This is a genomic window from Lysinibacillus sphaericus OT4b.31 (assembly GCF_000392615.1).
Classification (GTDB): Bacteria; Bacillota; Bacilli; order Bacillales_A; family Planococcaceae; genus Lysinibacillus; species Lysinibacillus sphaericus_B.
In genome coordinates this window covers 2,070,691-2,094,657 of record NZ_KB933398.1, presented here as the reverse complement: position 1 = coordinate 2,094,657, position 23,967 = coordinate 2,070,691, and the positions used below count along the sequence as shown (strand labels likewise).

General features: G+C 39.1%; 25 protein-coding genes and 1 pseudogene. 11 read left to right on the top strand and 15 right to left on the bottom strand.

Going from position 1 to position 23,967, the window contains the following annotated elements:
• Nucleotides 1-342 precede the first annotated feature (342 nt).
• Entirely contained in the window at nt 343-2,211 is a 1,869-nt protein-coding gene (locus H131_RS09570) for a multicopper oxidase family protein (protein ID WP_010858913.1), read from the top strand.
• A 102-nt stretch (nt 2,212-2,313) separates the two neighbouring features.
• Here H131_RS09570 and H131_RS23090 read toward each other — a convergent pair whose 3' ends face one another.
• Nucleotides 2,314-2,535: a P-loop NTPase family protein gene (locus H131_RS23090; RefSeq protein ID WP_010858912.1), complete on the bottom strand. Its 222-nt coding sequence runs from the start codon at nt 2,533-2,535 to the stop codon at nt 2,314-2,316.
• A 376-nt stretch (nt 2,536-2,911) separates the two neighbouring features.
• Between H131_RS23090 and H131_RS26105 the strand changes: the two genes are divergently transcribed.
• The 6 genes from H131_RS26105 to H131_RS09535 all read left to right on the top strand — a co-directional run bounded on the left by H131_RS26105 (nt 2,912) and on the right by H131_RS09535 (nt 7,897).
• A complete protein-coding gene (locus H131_RS26105) occupies nt 2,912-3,289 on the top strand; it encodes a DUF2085 domain-containing protein (protein WP_010858911.1) in 378 nt (125 codons plus the stop codon).
• Nucleotides 3,290-3,301: 12 nt separating this feature from the next.
• Nucleotides 3,302-3,715, top strand: coding sequence for a hypothetical protein (locus H131_RS09555; RefSeq protein WP_010858910.1), 414 nt, complete (start codon nt 3,302-3,304; stop codon nt 3,713-3,715).
• A 21-nt stretch (nt 3,716-3,736) separates the two neighbouring features.
• Complete coding sequence (locus tag H131_RS09550) at nt 3,737-4,030, top strand: zinc-ribbon domain-containing protein (RefSeq protein ID WP_010858909.1); 294 nt, start codon at nt 3,737-3,739, stop codon at nt 4,028-4,030.
• A gap of 362 nt (nt 4,031-4,392) precedes the next feature.
• Nucleotides 4,393-6,141 carry an ABC transporter ATP-binding protein gene (locus H131_RS09545; protein ID WP_010858908.1) on the top strand — a complete coding sequence of 583 codons (1,749 nt, stop codon included), beginning with the start codon at nt 4,393-4,395 and terminating at the stop codon, nt 6,139-6,141.
• Nucleotides 6,142-6,161: 20 nt separating this feature from the next.
• Entirely contained in the window at nt 6,162-6,839 is a 678-nt protein-coding gene (locus H131_RS09540) for a response regulator transcription factor (protein WP_010858907.1), read from the top strand.
• On the top strand, nt 6,836-7,897 hold the full coding sequence (locus H131_RS09535; protein ID WP_010858906.1) for a sensor histidine kinase: 1,062 nt from the start codon (nt 6,836-6,838) through the stop codon (nt 7,895-7,897). Before H131_RS09540 ends, H131_RS09535 begins: the two co-directional genes overlap by 4 nt.
• Before the next feature lie 57 nt (nt 7,898-7,954).
• Here the strand turns inward: H131_RS09535 and H131_RS09530 are convergent, their stop codons facing one another.
• A complete protein-coding gene (locus H131_RS09530; RefSeq protein ID WP_010858905.1) occupies nt 7,955-8,542 on the bottom strand; it encodes an NAD(P)H-dependent oxidoreductase in 588 nt (195 codons plus the stop codon).
• 118 nt (nt 8,543-8,660) lie between these two features.
• On the opposite strand from H131_RS09530, the gene H131_RS09525 reads away from it, so the two are divergent.
• Nucleotides 8,661-9,098, top strand: coding sequence for a MarR family winged helix-turn-helix transcriptional regulator (locus H131_RS09525; RefSeq protein WP_010858904.1), 438 nt, complete (start codon nt 8,661-8,663; stop codon nt 9,096-9,098).
• Between the two features lie 337 nt (nt 9,099-9,435).
• Here H131_RS09525 and H131_RS09520 read toward each other — a convergent pair whose 3' ends face one another.
• The 4 genes and pseudogenes from H131_RS09520 to H131_RS09505 form a co-directional block, all read right to left on the bottom strand.
• Entirely contained in the window at nt 9,436-9,903 is a 468-nt protein-coding gene (locus H131_RS09520; protein WP_010858903.1) for an NUDIX domain-containing protein, read from the bottom strand.
• Nucleotides 9,904-9,968: 65 nt separating this feature from the next.
• Nucleotides 9,969-10,472 (bottom strand): annotated as a pseudogene (locus H131_RS09515) (GrpB family protein).
• A gap of 13 nt (nt 10,473-10,485) precedes the next feature.
• Nucleotides 10,486-10,905, bottom strand: coding sequence for a GNAT family N-acetyltransferase (locus H131_RS09510; RefSeq protein ID WP_010858900.1), 420 nt, complete (start codon nt 10,903-10,905; stop codon nt 10,486-10,488).
• Nucleotides 10,906-11,087: 182 nt separating this feature from the next.
• Nucleotides 11,088-11,948 (bottom strand): GNAT family N-acetyltransferase, encoded by an 861-nt coding sequence (locus H131_RS09505; protein ID WP_010858899.1) that lies wholly within the window; start codon nt 11,946-11,948, stop codon nt 11,088-11,090.
• 321 nt (nt 11,949-12,269) lie between these two features.
• Between H131_RS09505 and H131_RS09500 the strand changes: the two genes are divergently transcribed.
• Complete coding sequence (locus H131_RS09500) at nt 12,270-13,034, top strand: YqcI/YcgG family protein (RefSeq protein WP_010858898.1); 765 nt, start codon at nt 12,270-12,272, stop codon at nt 13,032-13,034.
• Nucleotides 13,035-13,043: 9 nt separating this feature from the next.
• Here the strand turns inward: H131_RS09500 and H131_RS09495 are convergent, their stop codons facing one another.
• The 6 genes from H131_RS09495 to H131_RS09470 all read right to left on the bottom strand — a co-directional run bounded on the left by H131_RS09495 (nt 13,044) and on the right by H131_RS09470 (nt 18,547).
• Nucleotides 13,044-14,369: an amino acid permease gene (locus tag H131_RS09495; protein WP_010858897.1), complete on the bottom strand. Its 1,326-nt coding sequence runs from the start codon at nt 14,367-14,369 to the stop codon at nt 13,044-13,046.
• A gap of 29 nt (nt 14,370-14,398) precedes the next feature.
• Nucleotides 14,399-15,337 (bottom strand): arginine deiminase family protein, encoded by a 939-nt coding sequence (locus H131_RS09490; RefSeq protein WP_010858896.1) that lies wholly within the window; start codon nt 15,335-15,337, stop codon nt 14,399-14,401.
• 468 nt (nt 15,338-15,805) lie between these two features.
• Nucleotides 15,806-16,834: a spore photoproduct lyase gene (gene splB / locus H131_RS09485; RefSeq protein WP_010858895.1), complete on the bottom strand. Its 1,029-nt coding sequence runs from the start codon at nt 16,832-16,834 to the stop codon at nt 15,806-15,808.
• A 12-nt stretch (nt 16,835-16,846) separates the two neighbouring features.
• The gene (locus H131_RS09480) at nt 16,847-17,071 is read right to left on the bottom strand and encodes a transcriptional regulator SplA domain-containing protein (protein WP_010858894.1); all 225 of its coding nucleotides are present in this window, start codon (nt 17,069-17,071) and stop codon (nt 16,847-16,849) included.
• A gap of 163 nt (nt 17,072-17,234) precedes the next feature.
• Nucleotides 17,235-17,816 carry a TetR/AcrR family transcriptional regulator gene (locus tag H131_RS09475; protein ID WP_010858893.1) on the bottom strand — a complete coding sequence of 194 codons (582 nt, stop codon included), beginning with the start codon at nt 17,814-17,816 and terminating at the stop codon, nt 17,235-17,237.
• Nucleotides 17,817-17,830: 14 nt separating this feature from the next.
• Nucleotides 17,831-18,547: an MBL fold metallo-hydrolase gene (locus H131_RS09470; protein ID WP_010858892.1), complete on the bottom strand. Its 717-nt coding sequence runs from the start codon at nt 18,545-18,547 to the stop codon at nt 17,831-17,833.
• A gap of 327 nt (nt 18,548-18,874) precedes the next feature.
• Between H131_RS09470 and H131_RS09465 the strand changes: the two genes are divergently transcribed.
• Both H131_RS09465 and H131_RS09460 read left to right on the top strand, forming a co-directional pair.
• Complete coding sequence (locus H131_RS09465) at nt 18,875-20,263, top strand: TldD/PmbA family protein (protein ID WP_010858891.1); 1,389 nt, start codon at nt 18,875-18,877, stop codon at nt 20,261-20,263.
• Nucleotides 20,264-20,266: 3 nt separating this feature from the next.
• A complete protein-coding gene (locus tag H131_RS09460; protein ID WP_010858890.1) occupies nt 20,267-21,610 on the top strand; it encodes a TldD/PmbA family protein in 1,344 nt (447 codons plus the stop codon).
• Nucleotides 21,611-21,718: 108 nt separating this feature from the next.
• Here the strand turns inward: H131_RS09460 and H131_RS09455 are convergent, their stop codons facing one another.
• The 3 genes from H131_RS09455 to H131_RS09445 all read right to left on the bottom strand — a co-directional run bounded on the left by H131_RS09455 (nt 21,719) and on the right by H131_RS09445 (nt 23,596).
• Complete coding sequence (locus H131_RS09455; protein ID WP_010858889.1) at nt 21,719-22,228, bottom strand: QueT transporter family protein; 510 nt, start codon at nt 22,226-22,228, stop codon at nt 21,719-21,721.
• Nucleotides 22,229-22,380: 152 nt separating this feature from the next.
• Nucleotides 22,381-23,136, bottom strand: a complete 756-nt coding sequence (locus H131_RS09450) for a 3-oxoacyl-ACP reductase (protein ID WP_010858888.1) — start codon at nt 23,134-23,136, stop codon at nt 22,381-22,383.
• 238 nt (nt 23,137-23,374) lie between these two features.
• Complete coding sequence (locus H131_RS09445) at nt 23,375-23,596, bottom strand: DUF2829 domain-containing protein (RefSeq protein ID WP_010858887.1); 222 nt, start codon at nt 23,594-23,596, stop codon at nt 23,375-23,377.
• Between the last annotated feature and the right edge of the window lie 371 nt (nt 23,597-23,967).

Below are 23,967 nucleotides of genomic sequence, written 5' to 3'. Positions count from 1 at the left end.
CCGCTATATGTACTGAAATACATTAGTGTGTAGGGCATCAAAGCTTTGTACATGCAAAAAAATTGCCTCCTCAATCTGATTTCCCACATGAAAAGACACTATGTTCTCATCTTGCCGATATATGAAAAATTATTTGTTTATTGCACACCCCTTCTTTAGTACGAAAGAAACGTTTCAACTAGATAAATAGTTCCCTACGCTATTTTCAAGAATTTTTGCACTTCGATTTTTTTATATCGTAGCACAATTACTTCCATTATTGTCCTAGTTTCTTATTATTTTCACCCATATACTGTAGTAGCTTGCGTATTTTTTATGTAAAAACTTAAGGGACGTGATGATTTGTACAAAAAAGTGAATCCTTCTGATCCAGCTACTATTCCTAAATTTGTAGATGAACTACCGAAGCCAGTTACCGCAAAGCCGAAATACTGTAGTGGCCAACCGAGAAGAGAATATTATGAATTACAGATGATGGAAGCCGAGCATCGTTTCCATAAGCGTTTTCCACTGTCAACTATTTGGGGATACAATGGGCTCTATCCGGGACCAACCATCGAAGCTTCAAAAGATAAAACCATATACGTCAAATATAAAAACCAACTGCCATACAAACACTTTTTACCGGTGGACTTCACCCTTCACGCCGCAAATGACTCACAGGAGGTAAGAACCGTTACGCATCTCCACGGGGCAAATGTAGATTGGGAAAGCGATGGGCACCCCGAAGCATGGTACACGAAAGATTTTATACACACAGGACCGAAATTCAATAAAGAAATCCATGAATATACCAATCATCAACCCGGAACGACATTGTGGTATCACGACCACGCAATGGCTTTAACACGATTAAACGTTTACGCTGGTCTTGCCGGTTTCTACTTGCTTCGAGATACTATTGAAGAACGCTCAAACTTACCATGTGGGGATTATGAAATCCCGCTATTGATACAGGATAAATCCTTTAATCAGGATGGCTCGCTCTTCTATCCCGATGCGCCGTCATTCCCTGTGCCCGTTCACCCTTCCATTACACCAGGATTTGTCGGTAATACCATCGTTGTCAATGGCAAGGTATGGCCTTACTTAAATGTCGAGCCTCGAAAATACAGATTCCGTTTACTAAATGGCTCCAATAGAAGAGGCTATGTCGTCAGTCTTTCAAATGACCAACCGATGATTCAACTAGGTACGGATGGCGGCTTTTTAACAGCCCCTCGTGAAATTCAATCCGTTGCGTTATTGCCTGCTGAAAGAACAGATGTCGTCATTGATTTTTCAGATTGTGCAGGTCAGGAAATTACGTTACTGAATGCCGATACTGATTTTATTGATGAGCATACTAACATGATTATGCAATTTAAAGTTAATCGACCACTGCAATGTGAGGATACCAGTGATATACCAGAGAGGCTCGCTGTATCAATGGATTTGCACCCTCATCATGCGCATATCGAGCGCAATCTGCCACTTAGCGCTTCTACAGATGATTTTGGCAGACCGATGTTACTATTAAACGATCGAATGTTCCACGACCCAGCAACTGAAAAACCGGCTCTGGACAGTATAGAAGTATGGAATTTTATTAATACCACGCCCTTCATCCACCCAATCCATATTCATCTAATTCAATTTAAAATTCTAGAACGACGACCATTTGATGTTGAACTCTATCAAAACGAGGGTAAACTCGAATTTACAGGGCCACCCGAAGAGCCTCATGACTATGAGCAAGGATGGAAAGATACCGTCAAGGCTGACGCCGGCAAAGTTACAAAAATTATTATGCACTGGAAAGATCATATCGGGAATTACATGTGGCATTGCCATTTCCTTGAGCACGAAGATCACGATATGATGCGTCCAATACTTGTCATGAAAGATGTTCACTCTGTTCAACAGCCCCATGCCGAAACACAGCATACTTCGGAACAACATCAAAGCACGACTACTGTCACAAACACCCCCCAGCAAACAACCCCACTATTAAATAATACGCACAACATCGCGTCCTCAACCAAACAAACACAACACTCTGCTGAAGAGCATTCTGCAATGCAAGACGATGATGTCCTACATGAAGATGACGTGCAAGATACGGATGCTCAAGAAGATGATCAGGTTCGTCCTCTAACCCAACCGATGTTCCCGTCCAACAGGCACCGTCCTCGTCCGAGGCCCAATAGAAGGCGCAGAAGACGACGTTAATAACAGAAAATACGATTTTTTTCATTACAAACAAATAACAACCACCTTTATTTAGTGTAGAATACTTTCACTACTACTATATAAGGTGGTTTTTTGATGTGCTTAATGCCATAAGGCTACCCTCTGTTTTAACAGTAACTTTGCAGCCTGTGTCACCAGCATAATGGTCGTTCCTAACTGATTGATATCTGTTAAAATATTCATCACGTCAATTGTTGCTTTTGTATTTAAAGCACCGGTTAGCTCATCGCCAAAGAGAATCACAGGGTTGTTAATAAGAACTCGGCAAATGGTGATTCTATGTAATTGGCTGCCTGATGCCATGAAGAAATAATTCCGCAACACTCATCATCAATTCAGTGGCTCATTTGCTGATGACTACTCACGATTTTTGCTAAATAAGCTAATAAAAGGATGCTATCAAAAATATTTAGGTTTATTAGTAAATGGCTTTATATGAAACGCTCCAAAATAAGAACCTTAATTTCATTAAATGTAATAAATATATCTAACCTATCAATAAAATATCATTTACTCATTCTATACAAGTACTTTTTATAAGTATAAATCTCTATTACCTAAACAATATATACATATAAATACCTCTTCTTCATTGAAAATACTACCATTTGTTCTTTTTTTGGTATATTATATATTTTGTTTCCTTTTGTTGAATAAATTGATTAAATTAGGTGATTGCATGAAACAAAATTTTCAATATCTGTTCTTTTGCCATAGGATTCCTAGTCGCTCCTTTTTTTATAAAGGGGTTCAATTTCCTATCTGTGCTCGCTGTACGGGAATTTATGTAGGATATATCATTGGCATTTTCATCGTAGGTTTCTACTCCCTTCCCCCTTTTGTATATGCCCTTATCTTAACAATTCCAATGATTATTGATGGGACAGGACAATTATTTAGAAAGTGGATTAGCAATAATCTTCGGCGTCTTTTGACAGGTATACTCGGTGGTATAGGCATCGTATATATCTTTATACATGGCGTTCTATTATTTTGGGATCTAACAATTTATTTTTACAACATAGGAAAATATATAGGTTCATTATTTTTTAGTTAAGGAGCAATCAAAATGTATTGTACATACTGTGCAGCTACTCTATCAGACCAATTAGAAATTTGTCCAACATGTGGTGTTCGAAATTTCACAGTACATAATCACTGTCATAACTGTGGTAGTGACACTAATGCTATTCAAGAAATGTGTACTACATGTGGAATTATTTTAAAAAATACCAGAAAATCTACAGAGAACTTTCATCCCATGATTCCTACATTACTTACATTATTAATACCTGGGGTTGGTCAAATCATTAATAAGCAAGTAGGAAAAGGATTTCTTCTTTTGATTATTTTTGCACTTTCAGTTTTTATTCCATTTGGAATTGGACTCGTTATCGTTGGTTTACTAATAATAATTGATGCTTATTTAGTCGGGAAAAAGCACTACGAGGGAAAACTAGTAGGAAAATGGCAGTTTTTTTAATTATCTTTAGGAGGAATAATTATGTTTTGTCCACACTGTGGTGAGGAAATTGCAGTACAAGCAGAAATTTGTCCAAAATGTGGTGTTCGTGTACATAAAACACAACCAGAAGTTGACGAAGCCAATGTTGCGATTAACATCCTTTCCGTTTGTTGTACCCCACTTATAGGGTTTATTATGTATTTTTTATGGAAGGACAATAAGCCTAAAGCGGCGAAATCAGCTTTAGTTTGGGCGCTGATTGCGATTGCTTTATACATAGTCTTAATAGTCGGCTTTGGCGTACTAGGATTTTTACTTGATGATGGCTATTAACAATTAGTATCAATTATTTACAACATGAAAGGCAAAAATTATTATTTAGTTTTGCCTCAGATTGAAGACAAAAGGTTTCGGGAATGCTGGACATTTCCGAAACCTTTTGATTTTTTGTTCAAATGCGAGTTAGTCTATTTTTCTGTAAGTTTTTCACCATAATTGCACCACATACCCCTGATTTGCGTATCGAGAGGGAAAAGTTGTGAGATTCCTGTGGCGGACCGAGCTAGCTGCCCCCCACGGAAAGCGAGTGGCTTTTTCCTTTTTCATTTCATATTCAGTTCATAATCAAGTGTTATAGTAATGAACATAGCAGTACTAAACGTTTGCTTTAGGAAAACCGAGGAGGATTTTGAATCATGAAAGAAACAAAAAAGGAAGCTAAATCAACAGATTGGCGACGATTTATACGTCTTATAAAACAAGCAGAACCCCCCAAGCTGCTTTTAATCATTGCCTTATGTATGAGTTTAGCGACTACTGGTGTTGGCTTTATCGTTCCATTATTCACCAAAAAACTGGTGGATGGCTTTTCATTAGAGTCCCTTAATTATTGGCAAATTATTTTATTAGGTGTCGCATTTATCACACAGGCCATCGCGAGTGGACTTTCTATCTATTTTTTAAACCGTGTTGGTCACCAAGTTGTTGCGAAATTGAGAGATCAGTTATGGCGAAAGTTACTGCACTTACCAATCCCTTATTATGATAATAATGATACAGGTGAAACGTTGAGTCGCGTAACGAATGATACAGCAGTGGTTAAGGAGCTCATTACTGAACATCTTGCCAACTGTTTAACAGGTGTTATTTCTATTGTTGGTTCCGTGATTATCCTATTATTTTTAGATTGGAAAATGACATTAGTCATGCTAATAGCTGTTCCTGTAGCAATGGTTATTTTGATGTTATTAGGGAAGCGCATGTTTGTGATTTCAAAAGGTATGCAAGACGAAACGGCGAAGTTTACAGCGGTATTAAATCAAGTATTGCCAGAAACACGCTTAGTGAAGGCTTCTAATGCCGAAACCATTGAATACGAACGTGGTAAAAAAGGCATTACCAATTTATTTAACTTTGGCTTAAAAGAAGCAAAAATCCATGCACTGATTTCACCGTTAATTTCCTTTGTACTGATGTCTGTACTCGTTGCGATAATCGGCTATGGTGGTGTGCGTGTTTCTTCTGGTGAGCTCACAGCTGGCGACATGGTAGCGTTTATTTTATATTTAATTCAAATCATCATGCCAATGACGCAATTAACAATGTTCTTCACACAATTGCAAAAAGCGATGGGTGCCACAGAACGCATCAGTGCCTTACTTGAACACGAAGAAGAAGATATTTATGAGGGGCAACAATTAGCGACAGTCAAGGACCCGATTCATGTGAAAAATGTAGACTTTGCTTATGGTGAGGAAGCCATATTATCTGCTATCAATTTCACCATTGAGCCAGGTAAAGTAACAGCTATTGTTGGGCCTAGTGGCGGAGGAAAGACGACGACTTTCTCCCTATTAGAACGATATTATCGCCCTACTAAAGGAATCATTACACTTGGAGATACACCGATTGAAACATTCTCCTTACATTCTTGGAGAAGCCTGATTGGCTATGTCGCACAAGAAAGTGCACTGATTTCTGGAACAATTCGCGAAAATATTTGCTATGGCATCGGCAGAGACATTCCAGATGATGAACTTCAGAAAGTGATAACAATGGCTTATGCCGATCAGTTTATTGATGAACTACCCGATAAATATGAAACAGAAGTCGGCGAACGTGGCATTAAACTATCCGGTGGACAACGACAACGGATTGCCATAGCACGCGCATTACTGCGTGATCCGCAAATTTTAATGTTAGATGAAGCAACCTCTAGTCTTGATAGTAAGTCAGAAATTTATGTTCAAAAAGCATTGGATAATTTAATGCAAGGCAGAACGACTGTTGTCATTGCGCACCGCCTTTCTACCGTAGTAGATGCCGATCAAATACTATTTGTTGAGAAAGGACATATTACCGGTAGTGGCACCCATGAATCGTTATTTAAAACACACGACATGTACAGAGAGTTTGCCAAACAGCAATTACGTATAAAAGAGTAAAGACGAAGGGATTTGTTATCATGACAAAACTATTAGTTGTGGATGATGATAATCACATTAGAGAATTAGTCAAAGTATTTTTACAAAATGAAGGCTTAGAAATAGTAGAAGCTGTGGACGGTGTAGACGCACTGTCCAAGCTTGAAACGGAAAAAGTGGATATGGTTATTATGGACATTATGATGCCGAATATGGACGGCTGGGAGCTATGCAAGGAAATACGGCACGATAACAACGACTTACCCATCTTAATGTTGACAGCAAAGGGCGAAACCGCTCAAAAAGTAAAAGGATTCAACCTCGGCTCAGATGATTATCTTGTTAAGCCATTTGAACCAGCTGAGTTAATCGTTCGCGTAAAATCCATTCTAAAGCGCTATCATATTTCCTTATCGCAAACTGTGGAAATTGGCAACGTTAAAATGAATCGTAATACGTACGAACTCGTGTATGATGGCGAGCATATTACACTGCGCTTAAAGGAATTCGACCTTTTATTTACGTTAGCAAGTTATGCTGGGAAGACATTCTCCCGAGACCAGTTAATAGAAGAGATTTGGGGATTTGACTATGAGGGTGATGAACGGACAGTGGACGTTCACATCAAAAGACTGCGCGAACGCTTTCCCGAAGAAACAAGTGGATTCGCCATACAGACGATTCGTGGACTCGGTTATCGATTGGAACTGCAATCATGAAATATTGGAAATTCGTCCTCAAGCTGATCATGGTACTGACTGTTTTTCTATTGGCCAATATATTATTTGCGTTTATGGCCTTTCATATCACTTCTTGGATCTACAGTTGGTTCGGAAAACACCCTCAGGGATTTTGGCTGCAGTTAAATACCGTAATTGCTGTATTTGTGCTCTTCGCCTGCTCAGCTGCCGTCATTTTTTTACTGGGGTTAAAAAAACAGCGTAATTATTGGGATACTATTGTCGATGCCATCGGGCGCATTGCCAAAGGGGATTTTAGTGTTCAATTAGATATCAAGTCAGATGAGGATAATGATCATTTTGGCCAACTCATTAGTGGTATTAACAATATGGCTGTAGAGTTAGGTGAATTAGAACGAATGCGGCAAGAATTTATCTCGAATGTTTCCCATGAAATTCAATCACCCCTCACCTCTATAAATGGCTTTGCCAAGGCATTGAAAAACATGAACTTATCGGAGGACAAACGGCATCACTATTTAGAAATCATCGAAATGGAAAGTCATCGGTTATCGAAGATTAGTGATAATTTACTAAAGCTCACGTCACTAGAATCTCAACATCCCCCATTCGAACCTAAGCTTTATCGGCTAGATAAGCAACTCCGAAATGTTGTGTTATCTCTTGAACCCAGTTGGTTAGGCAAAAATATTACCATGGCTATTCAATTGAAAAACGTATCGATTATGGCGGATGAGGACTTGATGAATCAAGTATGGATGAATTTGCTTACCAATAGCATAAAATTCACACCGAATGATGGCCAGATTAACATTTCAATGACTTCTCAAAATAATACTGTGACCGTTATGATTGCGGATAATGGTATCGGACTGACCGAAGAACAACAAAAGCATATTTTTGAACGTTTTTATAAAGCAGATCAATCGCGGGTTGCTACAAATGGCGGCAGCGGCCTCGGATTATCCATTGTAAAAAAAATACTCGATATGCATCACGGTAACATCACGGTTCAAAGTAAGCTTGCCGAACATACAACATTTACTATTACACTGCCCCTGGAAGGTATAAAATGAACATGAAAGCAGACGTTGCGACATTCTTTTGGCATCGTCTGCTTTTATCATCACTTACTAGGAAGCTACTTTTCTAAAATACTGATAGATTTTTTCTAATTTTTTGTGTTGACCTCCTTTTTTACTCTCCATATTGCCAAATTCAAAGAACTTCACTTTCTTAATCCCTACGAAATTAAATAAAGCCTTTCTCATCAAAACTTTATGGGCATTATTCAGCCATAAAAGCGGATATTTTGCAGGACCCTTCATAGTAGATACGCAGACGACTGATTTTCCCTTTAGCAGCCCCTCTGGTAATAGTCCCTTCTTATCTCTGTAAGCAAAATTGGCCGCAAATAATTGATCAATATAGCCCAGAAGCATTGCTGGGGGTCTTCCCCACCATATCGGATACACAAAGACAATTTTGTCGGCCCACGTAAGTTGTTCTCTATATTTTTCTAGCTTAGGATCACGATACATATCACGGCGACGCTTGTGTTCATTAAATTCTAAGATTGGATTAAAATTTTCTTCATATAAATCTAGGACCTGTAATTCGGTTATGTACGGATTTTCGTTACAGCCTTTGATAACCTCCTGTAAAAAGGCGAAGTTCAAGCTTTTATGATTGGGATACGTGTAAATAATTAATGTTTTCATAACATCCTCCATTACTTATCATTTGATAACTAAATAATACCCTCCTTTTATTTAGTTGTCAAATGATAATTGTTTTAGGATAAGTTATTTGTTATCTTGTCAATAAGAGGTGAGTACTATGGACAAGAAATCATTATTCAATCAATTTGTCACGTTTACAACTGCCGTTCATGAAGTAACACATGATTTAACACAAAACGTTAACATCGACACCGTTACGCCGGTTCAATATAAAATTCTGGAATATATAAAAGTAAGCCAGCCTGTCACGCCTACTGAAATCAGTGATTGCCAGCATATGTCGTTGCCTAATACAAGCCGTGAGCTCAAGAAACTACTAGAAAAAAATCTAATCCAAAAAATTACTGATACCGAGGACCGCAGAAAACAATATATTTGTCTTACGAATGATGGAGAAAATATGATGAATGAGGCTTTTGCCTGTGTTGAAGCACGTTTTCAACAGCTTATGCAAAATGTTTCGGAGGAAGATTTAGCGGAAATTCATCATGCATTAAATGTACTACAAAGTAAGGTATTCAATCGTCAAAAATAGACCACAATGCCTCAAAATTATCGTTAAAAAAAATTAAAAGAATCCATTTTGAAAAATCAAAGTGGATTCTTTTATGTTATCGTTGAATAAGACCATTGATGTTCACTGCGGGTGGAACCAAGCCGCTTCCATCATTTTGCTCAGTCCAGGACTCAACTGTCCCGCTCTACCCGCTACGTTCCACTCACGCTTTCGTAGCCAATAGGATTCGGAAGCGTTGCCCCTTCCGTTCCAATCCACTGACTACGTACATATCACTCAATACAAAACATCCAGATCTATCGTATCGAATTCACAATACTTTTACGGTCAGATGCCTTGATGACAAAACAGCTTCTTAATTTACATCGCCTAAATAAATCGGAGACTTTTGATTATTAACATGCTGTATTATGCACTTTCTTAGTTCTTTAGGATAGATCCGATATTGCAGTAAATCATGAATAGGTAACCATTCTACCCCAACCTGATGGCTATCTGGATTTGTTGGTATTTTGGTATGGTCCCTGTCATCAATTAGGTTGCACAGAAAATAATACTCAACTTGGTGCACATCAAAATCAAAGGAAGCATGCTCGTGGTTTTTTCCTATATAATCCCGAATATGAAGTAGCTCACCCATTGCTACTTCCTGTCCTATTTCTTCCACACATTCTCTTACTAATGCCTGTGGAATGGTTTCGCCATGTTCTTGTCCTCCCCCAGGAAAAAGATAAAAATACCCCTCATTATCCTGATTTTTTGTTAATAATATTTTACCTTCTCCACTAATGATAATAGCCTTGGCTGAGTTTCTAATCGTCATTGTTTGTCCTCCGTTATTTGCTACATTTCTTAAAACCACATTATTTTTAGTTAATTCCTTTTTTTTCATCTAAATGATTGAGCAACAAGCTGATTGACAAAATCTTCTTTGCCCTTCTGATAGAGATGTGTATCTTCCGGATACTGATTGGCAAGTTTAATTTTTAAATTATCGTATTCTTTTGCTATGTCAGGGTTATTGAATAAGTATGCTTTAAAGTTTAGATGCTTTTCAATATTCTCATGCCCCTGTTGATAAATATGTACATGATGCGTCCTTTTATCTAGGCCTTTAGGGAAGTATCTTCTACCAGCTATTCCGTTTTCCGCTCTTGCGACATACCCTATTGATTGCATTTTATCAGCTTATACATCCACATTTTCAATTTTTTTTACTACGATTAATATATCTATGATTGGTTTTGCGTACCCAATGCATTGAACTGCTGTACTACCTATATGAAATATTTCAAGCAATTCATTGCGAAATATCTCTTTCAGTATTTTCGCTTCTTGATTGTAGGATTCTTCCCAATTTTTTGTCCAAGGAACAATTTCAGTCTTTCTCAAATTCTCAACCCTCCTAGGTAATAATTATTGGTTTTTTATATTCACATAGAAATCGTTCTACACCTGGATACTTCTCTCCTAAACTCGTTATCGTAAAACCGTAGTTTCGATAGAATGCTACGGCATCATGATCCGTCTCTGCAGAAATCAGTGAATATTTATCAGAAATAGAATGTATCATTTTGCTGCCAATACCATGTCCTCTTCGATTGGCAAATACTGCAATGTGTTTAATTTCGCACGCAATTAAACTTATTTGTTCAATCCCGATACACCCCACTACTTCCCCTGCAATGTCAAAACTATATAATGTTCGATTTGATGAAGTTACATATTTTTCATATTCTTGCTCAACTTTATGATGTGAGGTCGCAAGAGATAGCAGGTTGCTTATGGACCGAGGAATTGTCTCGGCATTAACTTTTTTCATCATCAATACTCATCACCTTTTTCCAAAATTAACGGTCAGTAAGACGCCCACATCAAGTGGAAAGTTGAGAACGAGTCAACTAGGTGGACGATCAACTGTTCGTAAAAGCCCGATTGGTTCAACTAACAATCAGTGGGGGCTGAAGAAAACCCCCACTGATTGAAGTTTCACTTTATCAGGCTTTACTATGCTGTAGGTATTACTACTGCATTACACGCTTTTTCATAAAATTCTATCGGACCTGCTCCTCCAATAATCGCATATTCATAGCCGATATCATGCATATCTTTTAAACAATGATGCAGCAAAGAATAGCCGATTCCTTTAACTCTATTAGATTCTGATACACCCATCGGACCAAAATAACATTTTCTATTTTCAAATACATCAAAAGCAGCAAACCCTACTATTTCACCTTTACAATCGAAAGCTATATATACAGAAGGTTCTTCTAACAAAAATGCATTTCTAATAGTTTCTGACCATTGTTTTGAAAATTGATGTTCCACAAAATGAATAAGGTCGTTTGCATCGTTCGGATTAACTTTACGAATTATGGTCGAATTCACTTGTGGAAATGTATAATTGCCAAGGTGCGAAATCATATCTCTGGAGGTCGCCCCAAGGCTTAATAGTAATTTCTTGTTTTCTTCTGAAACAAAATGGTGGTCAAGCATGTTAGTCGTCATTAATGCTTTGAGTAAGTGGCCTTCATTCATGTAGACTTGCTTATATCTCTTCATATATCGAAAAGCCACTTCCAAGACTGTTAACACTTCTTCTGTTACTGGAACATTGAAAAAGTTACATTTTGCGGTATTTTGATTTGAATCCTTACACAGCTCATCTGCCAAAATCCTCAAAGAAGCTACCTCTAAGGTGCACTTCAATGAAATTTCCCCAAGTGCTCCGCCTTTTTCATCCAAACAAGCAATCAGTAAATGAACCGGTTGTAACATTTTATATTTTGACAATTCCGCTTCCTTTTCTGCCCTTGTCATGATGCTTAACATACGATTTGTTACTTTCACAATCGATTGAGTCAATTTTACCTTCACCCTTTCAAGCAATCTCGCTATTTACTTTGTCAAACCAGTGAGTAACCCTGAACTTTTATTCTTCTATTATTCCTTCTTCTACCCTGTTCATGATACGATAAGTAAAACCGAAATAATCATTTACTACCATCTTAGTGTAATTTTAACATCACTGAATCATTCGTTAAACAAGCAATGTAGAGCGTAGTGTTGTGCTCAAGATTTCCATAAGCAAGCATATGTAGTTATTTTTTTAATAATTACGTGTGAGTCGTCACCCAATAAGTTCTTCATTAATAGTCTAAGGATGTATAGAAGGAGGAGACTCAAGTGGGTGCAGTTTTAGAAAAGCATTGGTTAGACAAACATTCGGAAACCCTCCCCATATGGCAGCAGACCGCTTATAAAGCCTTCTCTGCCATGATTGCTGATGACGCCAACACGTTCCCTTGTATCCCAGCAAGAAAGGGCTATTTATCGAATGAGCTGCGATATGGTTTTGTTGGAGATCCACGAGAGGTTCATAGCGCAAAAGAATTAGCAGATTGCTTAAAGGCGTACGATCTATGCGCGCGAACCTCAGGGAGATTTACCTCACTGGCTATTTTTTTTGAAACACCTGAAGAGCTACTTAAAGGCTATGAGGTAGAGGATTATCGACAATTGTTTTGGTCTGTTTTAAACAGATTAACCACATTTGATGACAAGGATTGGCCAGCAGATATTCCGTCAGACCCATCCCATTATGAATGGGAATTTTGCTTTAACGGTGAGCCTTATTTTGTATTTTGTGCTACGCCGGCTCATCAATTACGTAAAAGCCGTTCCTTTCCCACTCTGTTCATGGCATTTCAGCCACGCTGGGTGTTTGCGGACATGAACGACTCGACTGTCTTCGGACGCAAATTAAAAAAATTAATACGCAAGCGCATTGATGCCTATGATGCCATTCCAGGTCATCCCGATTTAAAATGGTATGGGCAAGCAGACAATCACGAATGGAAACAATATTTTATCAGTGATGATGAACGTAGTCCAGCTACATGTCCATTTTTTAAGATGCAACAGGAACTCAAGTTTCCACCGCGGGAGTAACAGCCGTCATCAAGTACGCTGATGATTTCGCCATTTTTTCATCTTGAACATGGTTGCGATTCCGATAATGACTATGAAAAGCAGACTCACAAAAAACCCGAGTCTGCTTGTTTTCTCGCCTAACGTGCCGGATACAGTGACCACTATCAATACCATACCTATGCCATTTTTCATGTGTTGCACTGTCGTTAAATCCATAAGCTTTGCATACGTCACTAAAATAAAGAGCCAATTATAAATCAGCATCAGGCCGGCAGCTGTTATGAAATATTCAAAGATCTTTTCCGGTATTAAAAACCCGATGACAATGGCGAAGAGTAAACCACCTGTTATAAAGAGAAACGCAGGAAACGGGACATTCATTCTCCCTTTTTTGGCTAGACAAGCTGGTGCATCTTGATCTTCTGCAAGGGTCGTTATGATTGTCAGTACAGCATACAAGGAAGCCACCATTGTGGAGAAACCTGCAATGATTAAAATGCCATTAATGATGTCCGTTACATATGGAATGTGATAATTTTCAAGTGCCGTAATAAACGGACTTTCATCCACATGAAACGCTCCCCAAGGAACAAGCGTAAGTGCAAAGGCAATCGCCATAACATAAATCGTAGTTAGTACAACAATCATCACTTTTCCAGCTTTAGGCGCTTGTTTGGGATCTTTTAAATCAATGACTAATAGCCCCATCACTTCGATTCCACCAAAAGCATAAAATGCATACAATAATCCAAGCCATATTCCTTTGACACCCTCTGAAAAGAAGCTCTGATAGTTTTCCATGAAAGCATCTAGTTGTCTTGGTTCACTGTTGAACCCTTTTATCACGAGCATGACAGCTACAACAATAAACACGACAATGGCAGCGGTTTTCAGCACACCAAAGATATTTTGAAAATTTTCAAAACCCTTCATACCCGTAAGAATGACAAATAATCCAAGTACGGCATAAATGGACGTCGCAATCCATAACGGCAGGCTCGGAAACCAAAACTGTGTAAAGATTCCTAATGCCATCAGCTGACTTCCCATAATCAGCATTTCAGATATCAAATAAACCCATCCATTGCTAAATCCAGCCCACTTGCCAAATGCTTGTTTGGCATAAGTACGGAAAGATCCCTTATCCGGATTGTCGACAGACATCTTCACAAGTGCTTCATAGACGAGGTAGGTGCCAATTGCCGCTACTAAAAAAGGAATTAACACTGCTGGACCACTTTTCTCGATAGCCATACTTGTCCCAAGAAAAAAGCCTGTCCCTAATGTGCAACCCACTCCGAGAAGTGACAGTTGCCACCAGGACATACGACCTTTGCTTGTTTTTGATGCCATTAGAATCACTCCGATGCCTGTAAGATAAATTACTTCTTCCGCAATAATGGTAGGGTCATACAGCGAATACCGCCGCCGCCTTTTTCGAGTTCCGTCACTTCAATTTCAATAATATTTTTCTTTTGTAATTTTGGATGATTTTTAAATAATTGCTTGGTTGCTTTCTTACTAATCAATAGTGTTTCTGGATCAAGGTTCAGAAAGTTAATATCAGGAATCGTATTATATTTGTCAAGCCAATAGACATCAAAGCCGTGGTGCTTGAGAAATGTCGCTGTCATATCAAAACGTGATGATTGTGCCGTCAATACATGGATAGGAAAATACCGCATAAAGCTCTTGGCCATGACGAGATCCTCATGTGCCACATTGCAGTTCATATCTAAATGGAGTGTATCCGAGCTTCGAGGCAAATCAATAATGCCGATTTCAGCAAAACCCGCTTCGAAGATTTTCTCCTTTACACGCTCCACTCCTTCTATTGTAGTTCGTACACCGATATTCATAAGCACAGCGTCTTTATTGAGAATCAGTACATCCCCAAACTCCAATGCTTTTCGCGGGTCTTTGATGTGTGTAAAGCTTTTAGGAAACCAATTTTCCAGTAGTGCTTGCGCTTGAACATACTCAGGGCGTCTCATGGAAATGCCCGCTTCTCCCGGTAACATCATGTTGCCAAATACACAGGCTAAATCACGAACAAAATACCGATTCAGGAGCTGATCACTTAGTTGCTGTACATCCGCTGTTAGTTCCTTTGAATAATCGATGACCTTCACCCCTGCATGTTGTAAAGCACCTTTAAATTCCATGAAATTCTCCATTGCTTTTGCATGATGTACAGAAGCGCTCCATTGCACATGTTCTGCGGTTTTTAAATCTGGCACATCCAATTTAGAGGGCGCACAAAGCATTACAACCTCAAGCTCCTCGTGCTCTGACCAACAGTTTGGTTGAAATGAGTACAAGTGTAATCTCCCCTTTTTTGACCTTATCCATTTAGGCTTACCATCGACAATAGGATTATACAGTGCATGTAGCAGCAATCCGCGAAAAAGCACATCACCAGATTAAAGACAAAAGGTTTCAGAAATGCTGGGCACTCCCGAGACCTTTTGATTTTTCTGAGGTTTTTCGTTCAAAATGTGTGTTGGTCAAGTAAAGTCAGTGTCTCTTATGAGCAATTACGCCGTTTGTGTTTCTCGCCATTCGAGCGTATCTGCAGTGACCTAAGGGATTAGCGATTAATCGTGTTCATTTTGTAAGACTGCGAGACTCCTGCGAAAAAACGACTAGCTAAGAAGCGTAGCGAAGGAAGAGGCTCGCTGGTACATCCGCGAAAAGCGATTGGCCTATTCCGGACCTGATTATTTTTACTTAAAAAGACTGTAGGCAAACTCAATTTTTTTGCCGAGTTTGTCTACAGTGTGAGCACATCAAGTAAAATATTCTAATTTCGCATTAGGAAAAAATTTTTTCATATAGCCGTAGAGATGCTCTTTTATGTCTGCTTCTTCCTCTTTTTGATAGATATATTTACCAATCCCATACTTGCCCCACTTATACCTTCGCACAGTCTCATCCAACTCTAACTTTGTCATGGGGTAGTTTTTTTCAATCACTCTTTTAGCAGGCTTTGTAAATCGATGCTGAATAAATTCGAACGTGATATCATCCCGTGCATCTTGCGGTAATTCCGCATCCAGCCGCTCAAACATATGATAATAGCCTTGTTCCCAACCTTCATGAAGATAAATTGGCGCTACGATAAAACCAAGTGGATAACCAGCCCTCGCTACTTTTCCCGCAGCTTCTATACGTTTGTCTAATGGTGAGGTGCCTGGCTCAAAGTTGTTGATGACATAATCGGCATTGACACTAAAACGAAATCTAGTTTTGCCATTATGCTTGGCATCTAGTAAATGGTCCACATGATGAAATTTTGTCACAAAGCGCAATTGGCCTAATTCACTTTGACCAAAATGCTCAATCGCCCTTTTCAACGTATGTGTTAAGTGATCAATCCCCACAATATCAGACGTACACGATGCTTCAAATCGTGTAATTTCAGGAGCTCGCTCAGCCATATAGTGATCAGCTGCCTGAAGAATTTCATCTACATTGACATACGTGCGGATATACGGCTTACTCCCCATCGTTGTTTGCAAATAACAATAATGACAATGCCCCATGCACCCTGTCGCAAAGGGAATGGCATATTCCGCTGAAGGTTTGGATGTATCAAACTTCAACGTTTTTCGAATGCCGATAACAAGGGTGGACTTAGCAATCCGGTACTTTTGCAAATCATTGTCACCTGGCAGATTGCGTACCTGATTATGAGAAGTCGTATAGCGAATTTCCACGCCCATGTTGTCGAATTTCTCTTTCAGCTCTTGACCAAGCGGATAATCTAGTGCATCTGGCTCAAAATAAACAAGCTGGGGTGTAAATGGTTTTTTCATGTGGGCCCTCCATCAATGAAAATACTGATGATACGCCTGTTCCGCATCCATTTCACTTGCAAATACCACAAGATCATTCGTTAAAGGATAATACGTTTCAAACAGAAAAAGCGCTAATTCATTTGGATTATCTGGACTATTTACCACCGCAGCTTCCTGTATATTCGCTACATCCTGAATATGTGGATTCCGATAAAAAATATAGACAATGTCTCCTGCATTATAGTCGTTGTGCATGTACTCACCTTCCCATGTCATTTCCATTAGTTTGGCTAAAGATGAGTAGAATTATGTCATGACTTAAAGAACTAGATTAACAGTAGCTACTTTCACAGTGAACATCGCTTTCTCCCATTAAACGGTAAGGTCAGTACTCAATACAACGCATACCAAAACAATCTTAGCCTTCTTCGTTGGATCCAACTGCATGAATGCCTTCAATAAAGGTATTTATGAGGATTGAAAAACTTTTATTAATATCAAGTGGCATCCCAAATCCGCCCATCTGTTCAATGGAAGTGAATCCATGTAAAATACTTCGTAATCCTCTAACCATATGAATCGCCATTTCTTCTTGCAATTTATAGGCATCTAGTACTTGAACTACAAGTTGCACAACAGCTTCCTGGGCTTGCTGTAACTCAAGATCATCTGCATCTGGAAAACGCGTGCTAGCATCATAAAGCCCCGGATGCATTCTTACAAATTGTATATACGCTTGACTAATTGCACGGATGGCATCATCACCTGAGCGTCCCACCGCAGATTGAAGCATGGTTTCATTGAGCTTTTTTAGTCCTTGAATAGCTAGTTTTTGCTTTAATCCATCTAAACTATCTAAATGGTTATATAAAGAAGGTGGTCGCACTGTCAATTTTTCAGCTAATAACCCGATTGAAAGTTGGTCTACCCCATATTCATCTACTAACACTGTTGCCTGTTGTAAAATAATCGATAAATCTAATTTTATACGTCGAGCCATGTTATTTTCACTTCCTATTTCGATTGTAAAAATGCTATTTCTGCTTGTGCGATAGCCCTATCCAAAAGTTGCTGTGGTTGCTGTAACATCTTTCCATGACCAACAGCGAGTAAGTTTGGTTTATATTCACTTAATTTTTTGGCACTTTCTAGAGCTGTGTTTTTATCCCACGTAGCTAGAGCAGGGAACGGGAACAGCGGATTCATCATGCCCGATACTACCAGCTTCCCTCTAGTTATGAGTGCATCACCAGCAATTAAGCTTCTATTACGTGTATCGAAAAGTGAGATAGACCCCGGTGTATGACCTGGAGTAGCAATTACTTCTAATGAACCAACACAATCACCTTCTTCTAGTAATACATCTGGTTTGGTTATAATTTTTTTCGGAAGACCGCCACGAATAGTTACGTTTTTTTCATGTGGTAGCAACATAGCGTTTCCTTCCAATAGCAGCGCATCTCTAGAAGAAATGTACACCTGACAATCAGGCAATAATTCTTTTAACGTATCTAGTGCCCCTATATGATCATTATGCGCGTGTGTAATAATGATTTTTGTAATCGGCTTTCCGCTATTCTTAGCCGCATTTAATATACTTTTTGCACTATATGGTAGGGCAGCATCGATAAGTGTAAGCCCGTTTTCTTCTTCTACGAAATAACAATTTACAGGAAATAATCTTGGCATAAATGATAATTGATAAATTGTATCCATCTTTGTAATTTTCATTGTTTACTCTCCTTCTAAAACTAAGGTTATTCACATTTTAACTAATCATATTAGTTTTTGCAATATTTTGCATTAAAAAATTTCCGAACATCCCAAAACCTGAATCCTTCACTACCTGTTTAGTAACTTAAAATATATAATATTCTATTTGTTCTTTTTCCGAACTTCTTGAAGCACATGGCAATATCATGGAGATTTAAATCCTCTCTTCTTTCATGAAATATTTCTCTAACATCCTATAATTAAAAAACCAGAATGCGGAATCTTTCTATTATTCTGTAAATATCTATAATAAGTACGCTATAATTAAGCAAAGGGGGAAGATACATGATTAAACAGTCAGTCATTGAAAATGTACTTGAAGCAGCTCTTACTACAGGTGGTGATTTTTCAGAATTATTCATTGAAGATAAGTATGTGAATTCACTTATGTTACGGGACAACAAAATGGAGCAAAGTATTTCTGGGCGTGATTTCGGCATTGGCATTCGTATTTTTTGTGGTCTCCAAAGCATTTATACTTATACAAACGATATTTCTGAAGAAGGCCTACTAGCAGCGGCAAAAAGGGCTGCACTAGCTATCCAAGGGGGGGCTGCTGGTACCATTCACCCGCTCCAAAAAGAACTCATTACCCCTATTCACAAAATCTTAAAAATCCCAAACAGTGTCGAACATGCAAGAAAAGCTGCCATCATGCGCCAGACAAATGACATCGCGCGAAATTATGATGAACGCATCAGTCAGGTTGGTATTCGCTATTTAGATGAAGCACAGCATATTTTAATTGCCAATTCGGAAGGTAAATTTGTTGAAGATACACGTATTTATAGTAGACTCTCCATTCAGGCAACTGCTTGCGAGGGTAACGAAATGCAAACCGGGTTCTACGGTCCTGGTGCACATGCTGGTTTTGAGTTTATTGAAAACCTTGATCTTCAACACTATGCAGGAGAAGCAGCACGTATTGCAGTCACGATGCTTCATGCTGATGAATGTCCAAGCGGCAAATTCCCCGTCATCATTGATAATGAGTTTGGGGGCGTTATTTTCCACGAAGCTTGTGGTCATGGGCTTGAAGCTACAGCAGTCGCAAAAAACAATTCCGTTTTCGCCAATCGAATTGGTGAAAAAGTGGCACCCGATATTGTTACATATATTGATGATGGCACTCTTCCTAATGAATGGGGTTCTCTCAATATTGATGATGAAGGGGAAAAATCGCAAAAAAACATCTTAATCGACAAGGGTATTTTGAAAGGTTATCTAATTGATAAATTTAATGCCCGTCGCATGAATACTGCATCCACTGGCTCTTCACGTCGCCAATCTTACCGTTTCAGTCCAACATCGCGTATGACTAACACATATATTGCACCAGGTACATCCACACCAGAAGAAATTATTGCTGCAACCGAATATGGTATATATGCAAAATATATGGGTGGCGGACAAGTAAATCCGTCTACTGGTGACTATAACTTCGCGGTCATGGAAGCCTATACCGTAAAAGATGGTAAAATTGATCGTCCTGTACGCGGTGCAACACTTATTGGAAATGGTGCAAAAACATTACAACGAGTTGATCGTGTCAGAAATAATCTTGCGCATGGTGCAGGCATGTGTGGATCAGTCAGTGGCAGTCTTCCAGTGAATGTCGGTCAACCGATGATTCGTGTTAGTGAAATTACAGTTGGTGGAACAAAGGGGGAATAATTTATGAGAATCGCTGAATTCCAAGACAAACTGCTACAACAAGCGATAGACGCTGATTTTAAAGAAGCGGAAGTCTATTTTGAACGAAAGAAATCATTTGCATGTAAGCTTTATGAAGGACAAATTGATAGCTACGAAACATCTGAAGATGGGGGTCTTAGTCTACGAGGGCTTTTTAACGGGAAAATGGGCTATTCCTATACAGAAAAACTTGATGAAGACTCCATTCCATTTTTAATCGATAGTGCCAAAGCAAATGCAGATATACTTGAAGAGGATGAAGGCATCGATATTTTCGAAGGGAGTAGCGAATATGCACGTCACCAATTCTACAGTGAAGAACTAGCGCAAATCGAATTTTCAGATAAAATCGCACTACTACAAGCTATTGAAGATAAAATACGGTCGTATGATCCACGAGTGGTCACGCTTGATTACTGTTTACTGCAAGAGTTTTCAACTGAACGGTCTTTAGTAAATAGTAAGCACCTGTCTTTATCGCAAAAAGAGAATGGCTTAGTTATCTTTATTTCAACAGTTGTCAAAGATGGTGACGAATTGAAAACTGCTGGCTACTTGAAAATGACACGTGATTTTTATGCTTTAGATGTCGATGAAATTGCACAAGAAGCAGCCGAGGAAGCACTTGCTAATCTTGGGGAGAAATCTATCCCTTCTGGTAAATATCCAATTATTTTGCGCAACGACGCAACAGCTTCTTTACTTGCAACCTTTATGCCTATATTCTCAGCTGAAAATGCCCAAAAGAATCAATCTTTATTAAAAGGTAAAGTTGGACAGAAAGTGGCTTCCGATGCTTTCACATTGTTTAATGACCCATTTCATCCATGTGCTTTGACTGGGTCAAATTTTGACGGGGAAGGTGTTGCGACAAAACAACAAGCGATTATTTTAAATGGAATTTTGCAAACGCTTCTTCATAACCGAAAAACAGCAAAACTAGAAGGCGGCGAAACTAGCGGACATGCGCATAAGAGTTCTTACAAAAGTACGTTAACAATTGCACCTCAAAATTTATATGTTACACCTGGCAAGCGAACACAACTTGACTTAATAGCTTCCATTTCGGAAGGACTCCTTATTACAGACTTATCCGGTCTTCACTCTGGTACCAATACCATCTCTGGCGACTTTTCTGTTGCAGCAACAGGGTTCCATATCAAAGACGGCAAAATCGTCTCACCTGTTAAGCAGATGACAATCGCTGGGAACTTCTTTGATTTCATGCAAAATATTGAAGAAACCAGCACAGAACTTTATTTCCTTCCAAACGGGTACGGCTCCTCATCCCTTCTTGTGAAAGAGCTTTCCGTTACGGTTGAATAAAACTACATCAAACTATTGCTAGAAAAAGAAATAGACCGTAGTCAATCTCGATATATTTTCGAGATTGACTACGGTCTTACACTATCACTCTTACGAATGTACTTTATATTATTTCGATAAATCAATTTTTTTATTTAATAAATAAATCGTCACACCACCAACAGTCATGGACAATAACTCCCCAACTCCAACCGTAAACCAAGTTGCCCAAAACGGCAGATCATAGAGGATTGTTAATTGACCTGCAACGGTAAACATTGATAAAGCAAAAATCAATGCGGTCACAACCATTTTCACTATATCATTTGATATATTTTTTGTTACTTTCCGGCAAAGAAGTAACACAAGAAATGTCGCAATCCCACCGATGGGTACATCTAAAATCCAAGTGGGTGACATAAAATTGGCCAAGATTACGCCGATTGTCACTGCTACTACATAACGCTTGTTGTATAACGCCAGGTAGTTGAACATTTCCGACAAACGTAGCTGTACAGCCCCAAAACTAATGACTGACAATAAAACAGTTACAGCCACATAAAGGGCCGCGACAAGTGCCGTCTTTGTAAGCTCACTTACAGACGTGCGGGATGAGTCTTTTAAAATAGAACTATTCAATTTTATTCTCCTTTGTAAAATAGCTAATTCGCTATTTTAGTCATAACTACGACCAAAGGAAGAGAGCCTATCGCCCTATCTGAAGTGTCGTAGTGCAAGCTGAATTTTGCTTACTTGCGTATTATAACAGAAGAATTTACTATTGAACAATGTTATTTTGTAAGCCAACCGCCATCAAGCGGTATGATGGCCCCATGCATATAATCAGCTGATTGACTAGCCAAATAAAGTGTTAAACTTGCCACTTCGCTTGGTTGTGCCCAGCGACCCGCAGGCGTTTCATTGGCAACCCATTTTGCCATTTCCCCATCCCCTTCAAAATCTGCTTTGTTCATCGGTGTTTGGATGGCACCAGGTGCAATGGCATTGGCACGAATCCCTTCACGACAATAATCTAAATCTAATTGTTTTGTATACCCCACAATCGCATGTTTGGAGGCTGTGTAAGCCGCACCTCCACCGCCAGCAACAAGCCCCGCAATAGAGGCCATATTTACGATAATGCCTGATTTTCGCGTTAACATGTGTGGTAATAGCGTATTCGTCACAAAATAAGTACCTTTAACATTGGTATTCATAATTTTATCCCATAGCGCCTCATCCGTATCGAGTGTTTTTGCGAAGCCATCTAACACGCCTGCAGTATTACATAAAATATCCACTTGCTTATATGTTGAAACGGCTTGTTCACACGCTTGCTCTACGTCTTCCTTACTGCAGACACTACCTGACCTATAAGCAAAACGTTCGGGATATCGTTGTTGTAAATTGAATAACCCATGCTCATCCAAATCAAAGCCAAATACATTCGCTCCATTCTCTAAAAATGCAATGGCTTGAGCCTGACCGATACCAGAGGCAGCGCCCGTTACAAAGACTGTCTTACCTGCATATTCTTCAAACTTCATAACATCTCTCCTCATCTATAAAGTGAAACTCGAATCAGTGAGGGATCTTCATCTCCACTGATTGGTAGTTAAACCAATCGGGCTGTTACGGGCAGTTGTTCGCCAACCTCTTCCTCATGGTCGGCGGCTTACTGAACGTTACTGCGGGATACGGTAAACAAAAACTAGCACGTTAGCCTACGCTTACGAAACAGAAAGAAGCCACCTCAACTAACTATTGAGATGACTTCGCTAACGATTAACCTACAATTATCCAATCTTCCGCTAACAAATCGCAGACAGTTGGTGTGAACATTGTGTAACCCTCGCCACGTACATTAATTAAAAAATAGGGATTCAAATTCTCGCCATTATGTTCGCTTGGCCCAACAAGCTTCACATACAACTCAGCACCGCCCCAACCATCACGAATTACTTTTTCGCCCGCTTTTAAACATGGTAATACCTCTTCAAACGTCATCTATACTCATCCTTTTTCTCTATCATTTCAATTCTTCTATACCGAAAAAAGTATACTGGATATCTACAATGTTTACAACTGCAGTGTTTTAAACTCACAATAATCCCTGTAGAAATATAATCACTAACATATCTGGGTTTCTCCTCGGGTAACCCCTGCGAACGCTCAGGTTAAGCCAACTTTCGCTCTGGTATCTCATGCGAACGCTCGGGTGGTGCCAGCCATCGTTCAGGTGACCCAAGATAAGTAGTCCCCTGCCATGAATGTAAAAAAGAACCTTCAATCCAAAGACGGATGAAAGGTTCTTTATTTTTTATTTGATTAGTTTTTGTTTAGACCAAGTACTTGCGCTGTAGAAGCATGCACTTCTT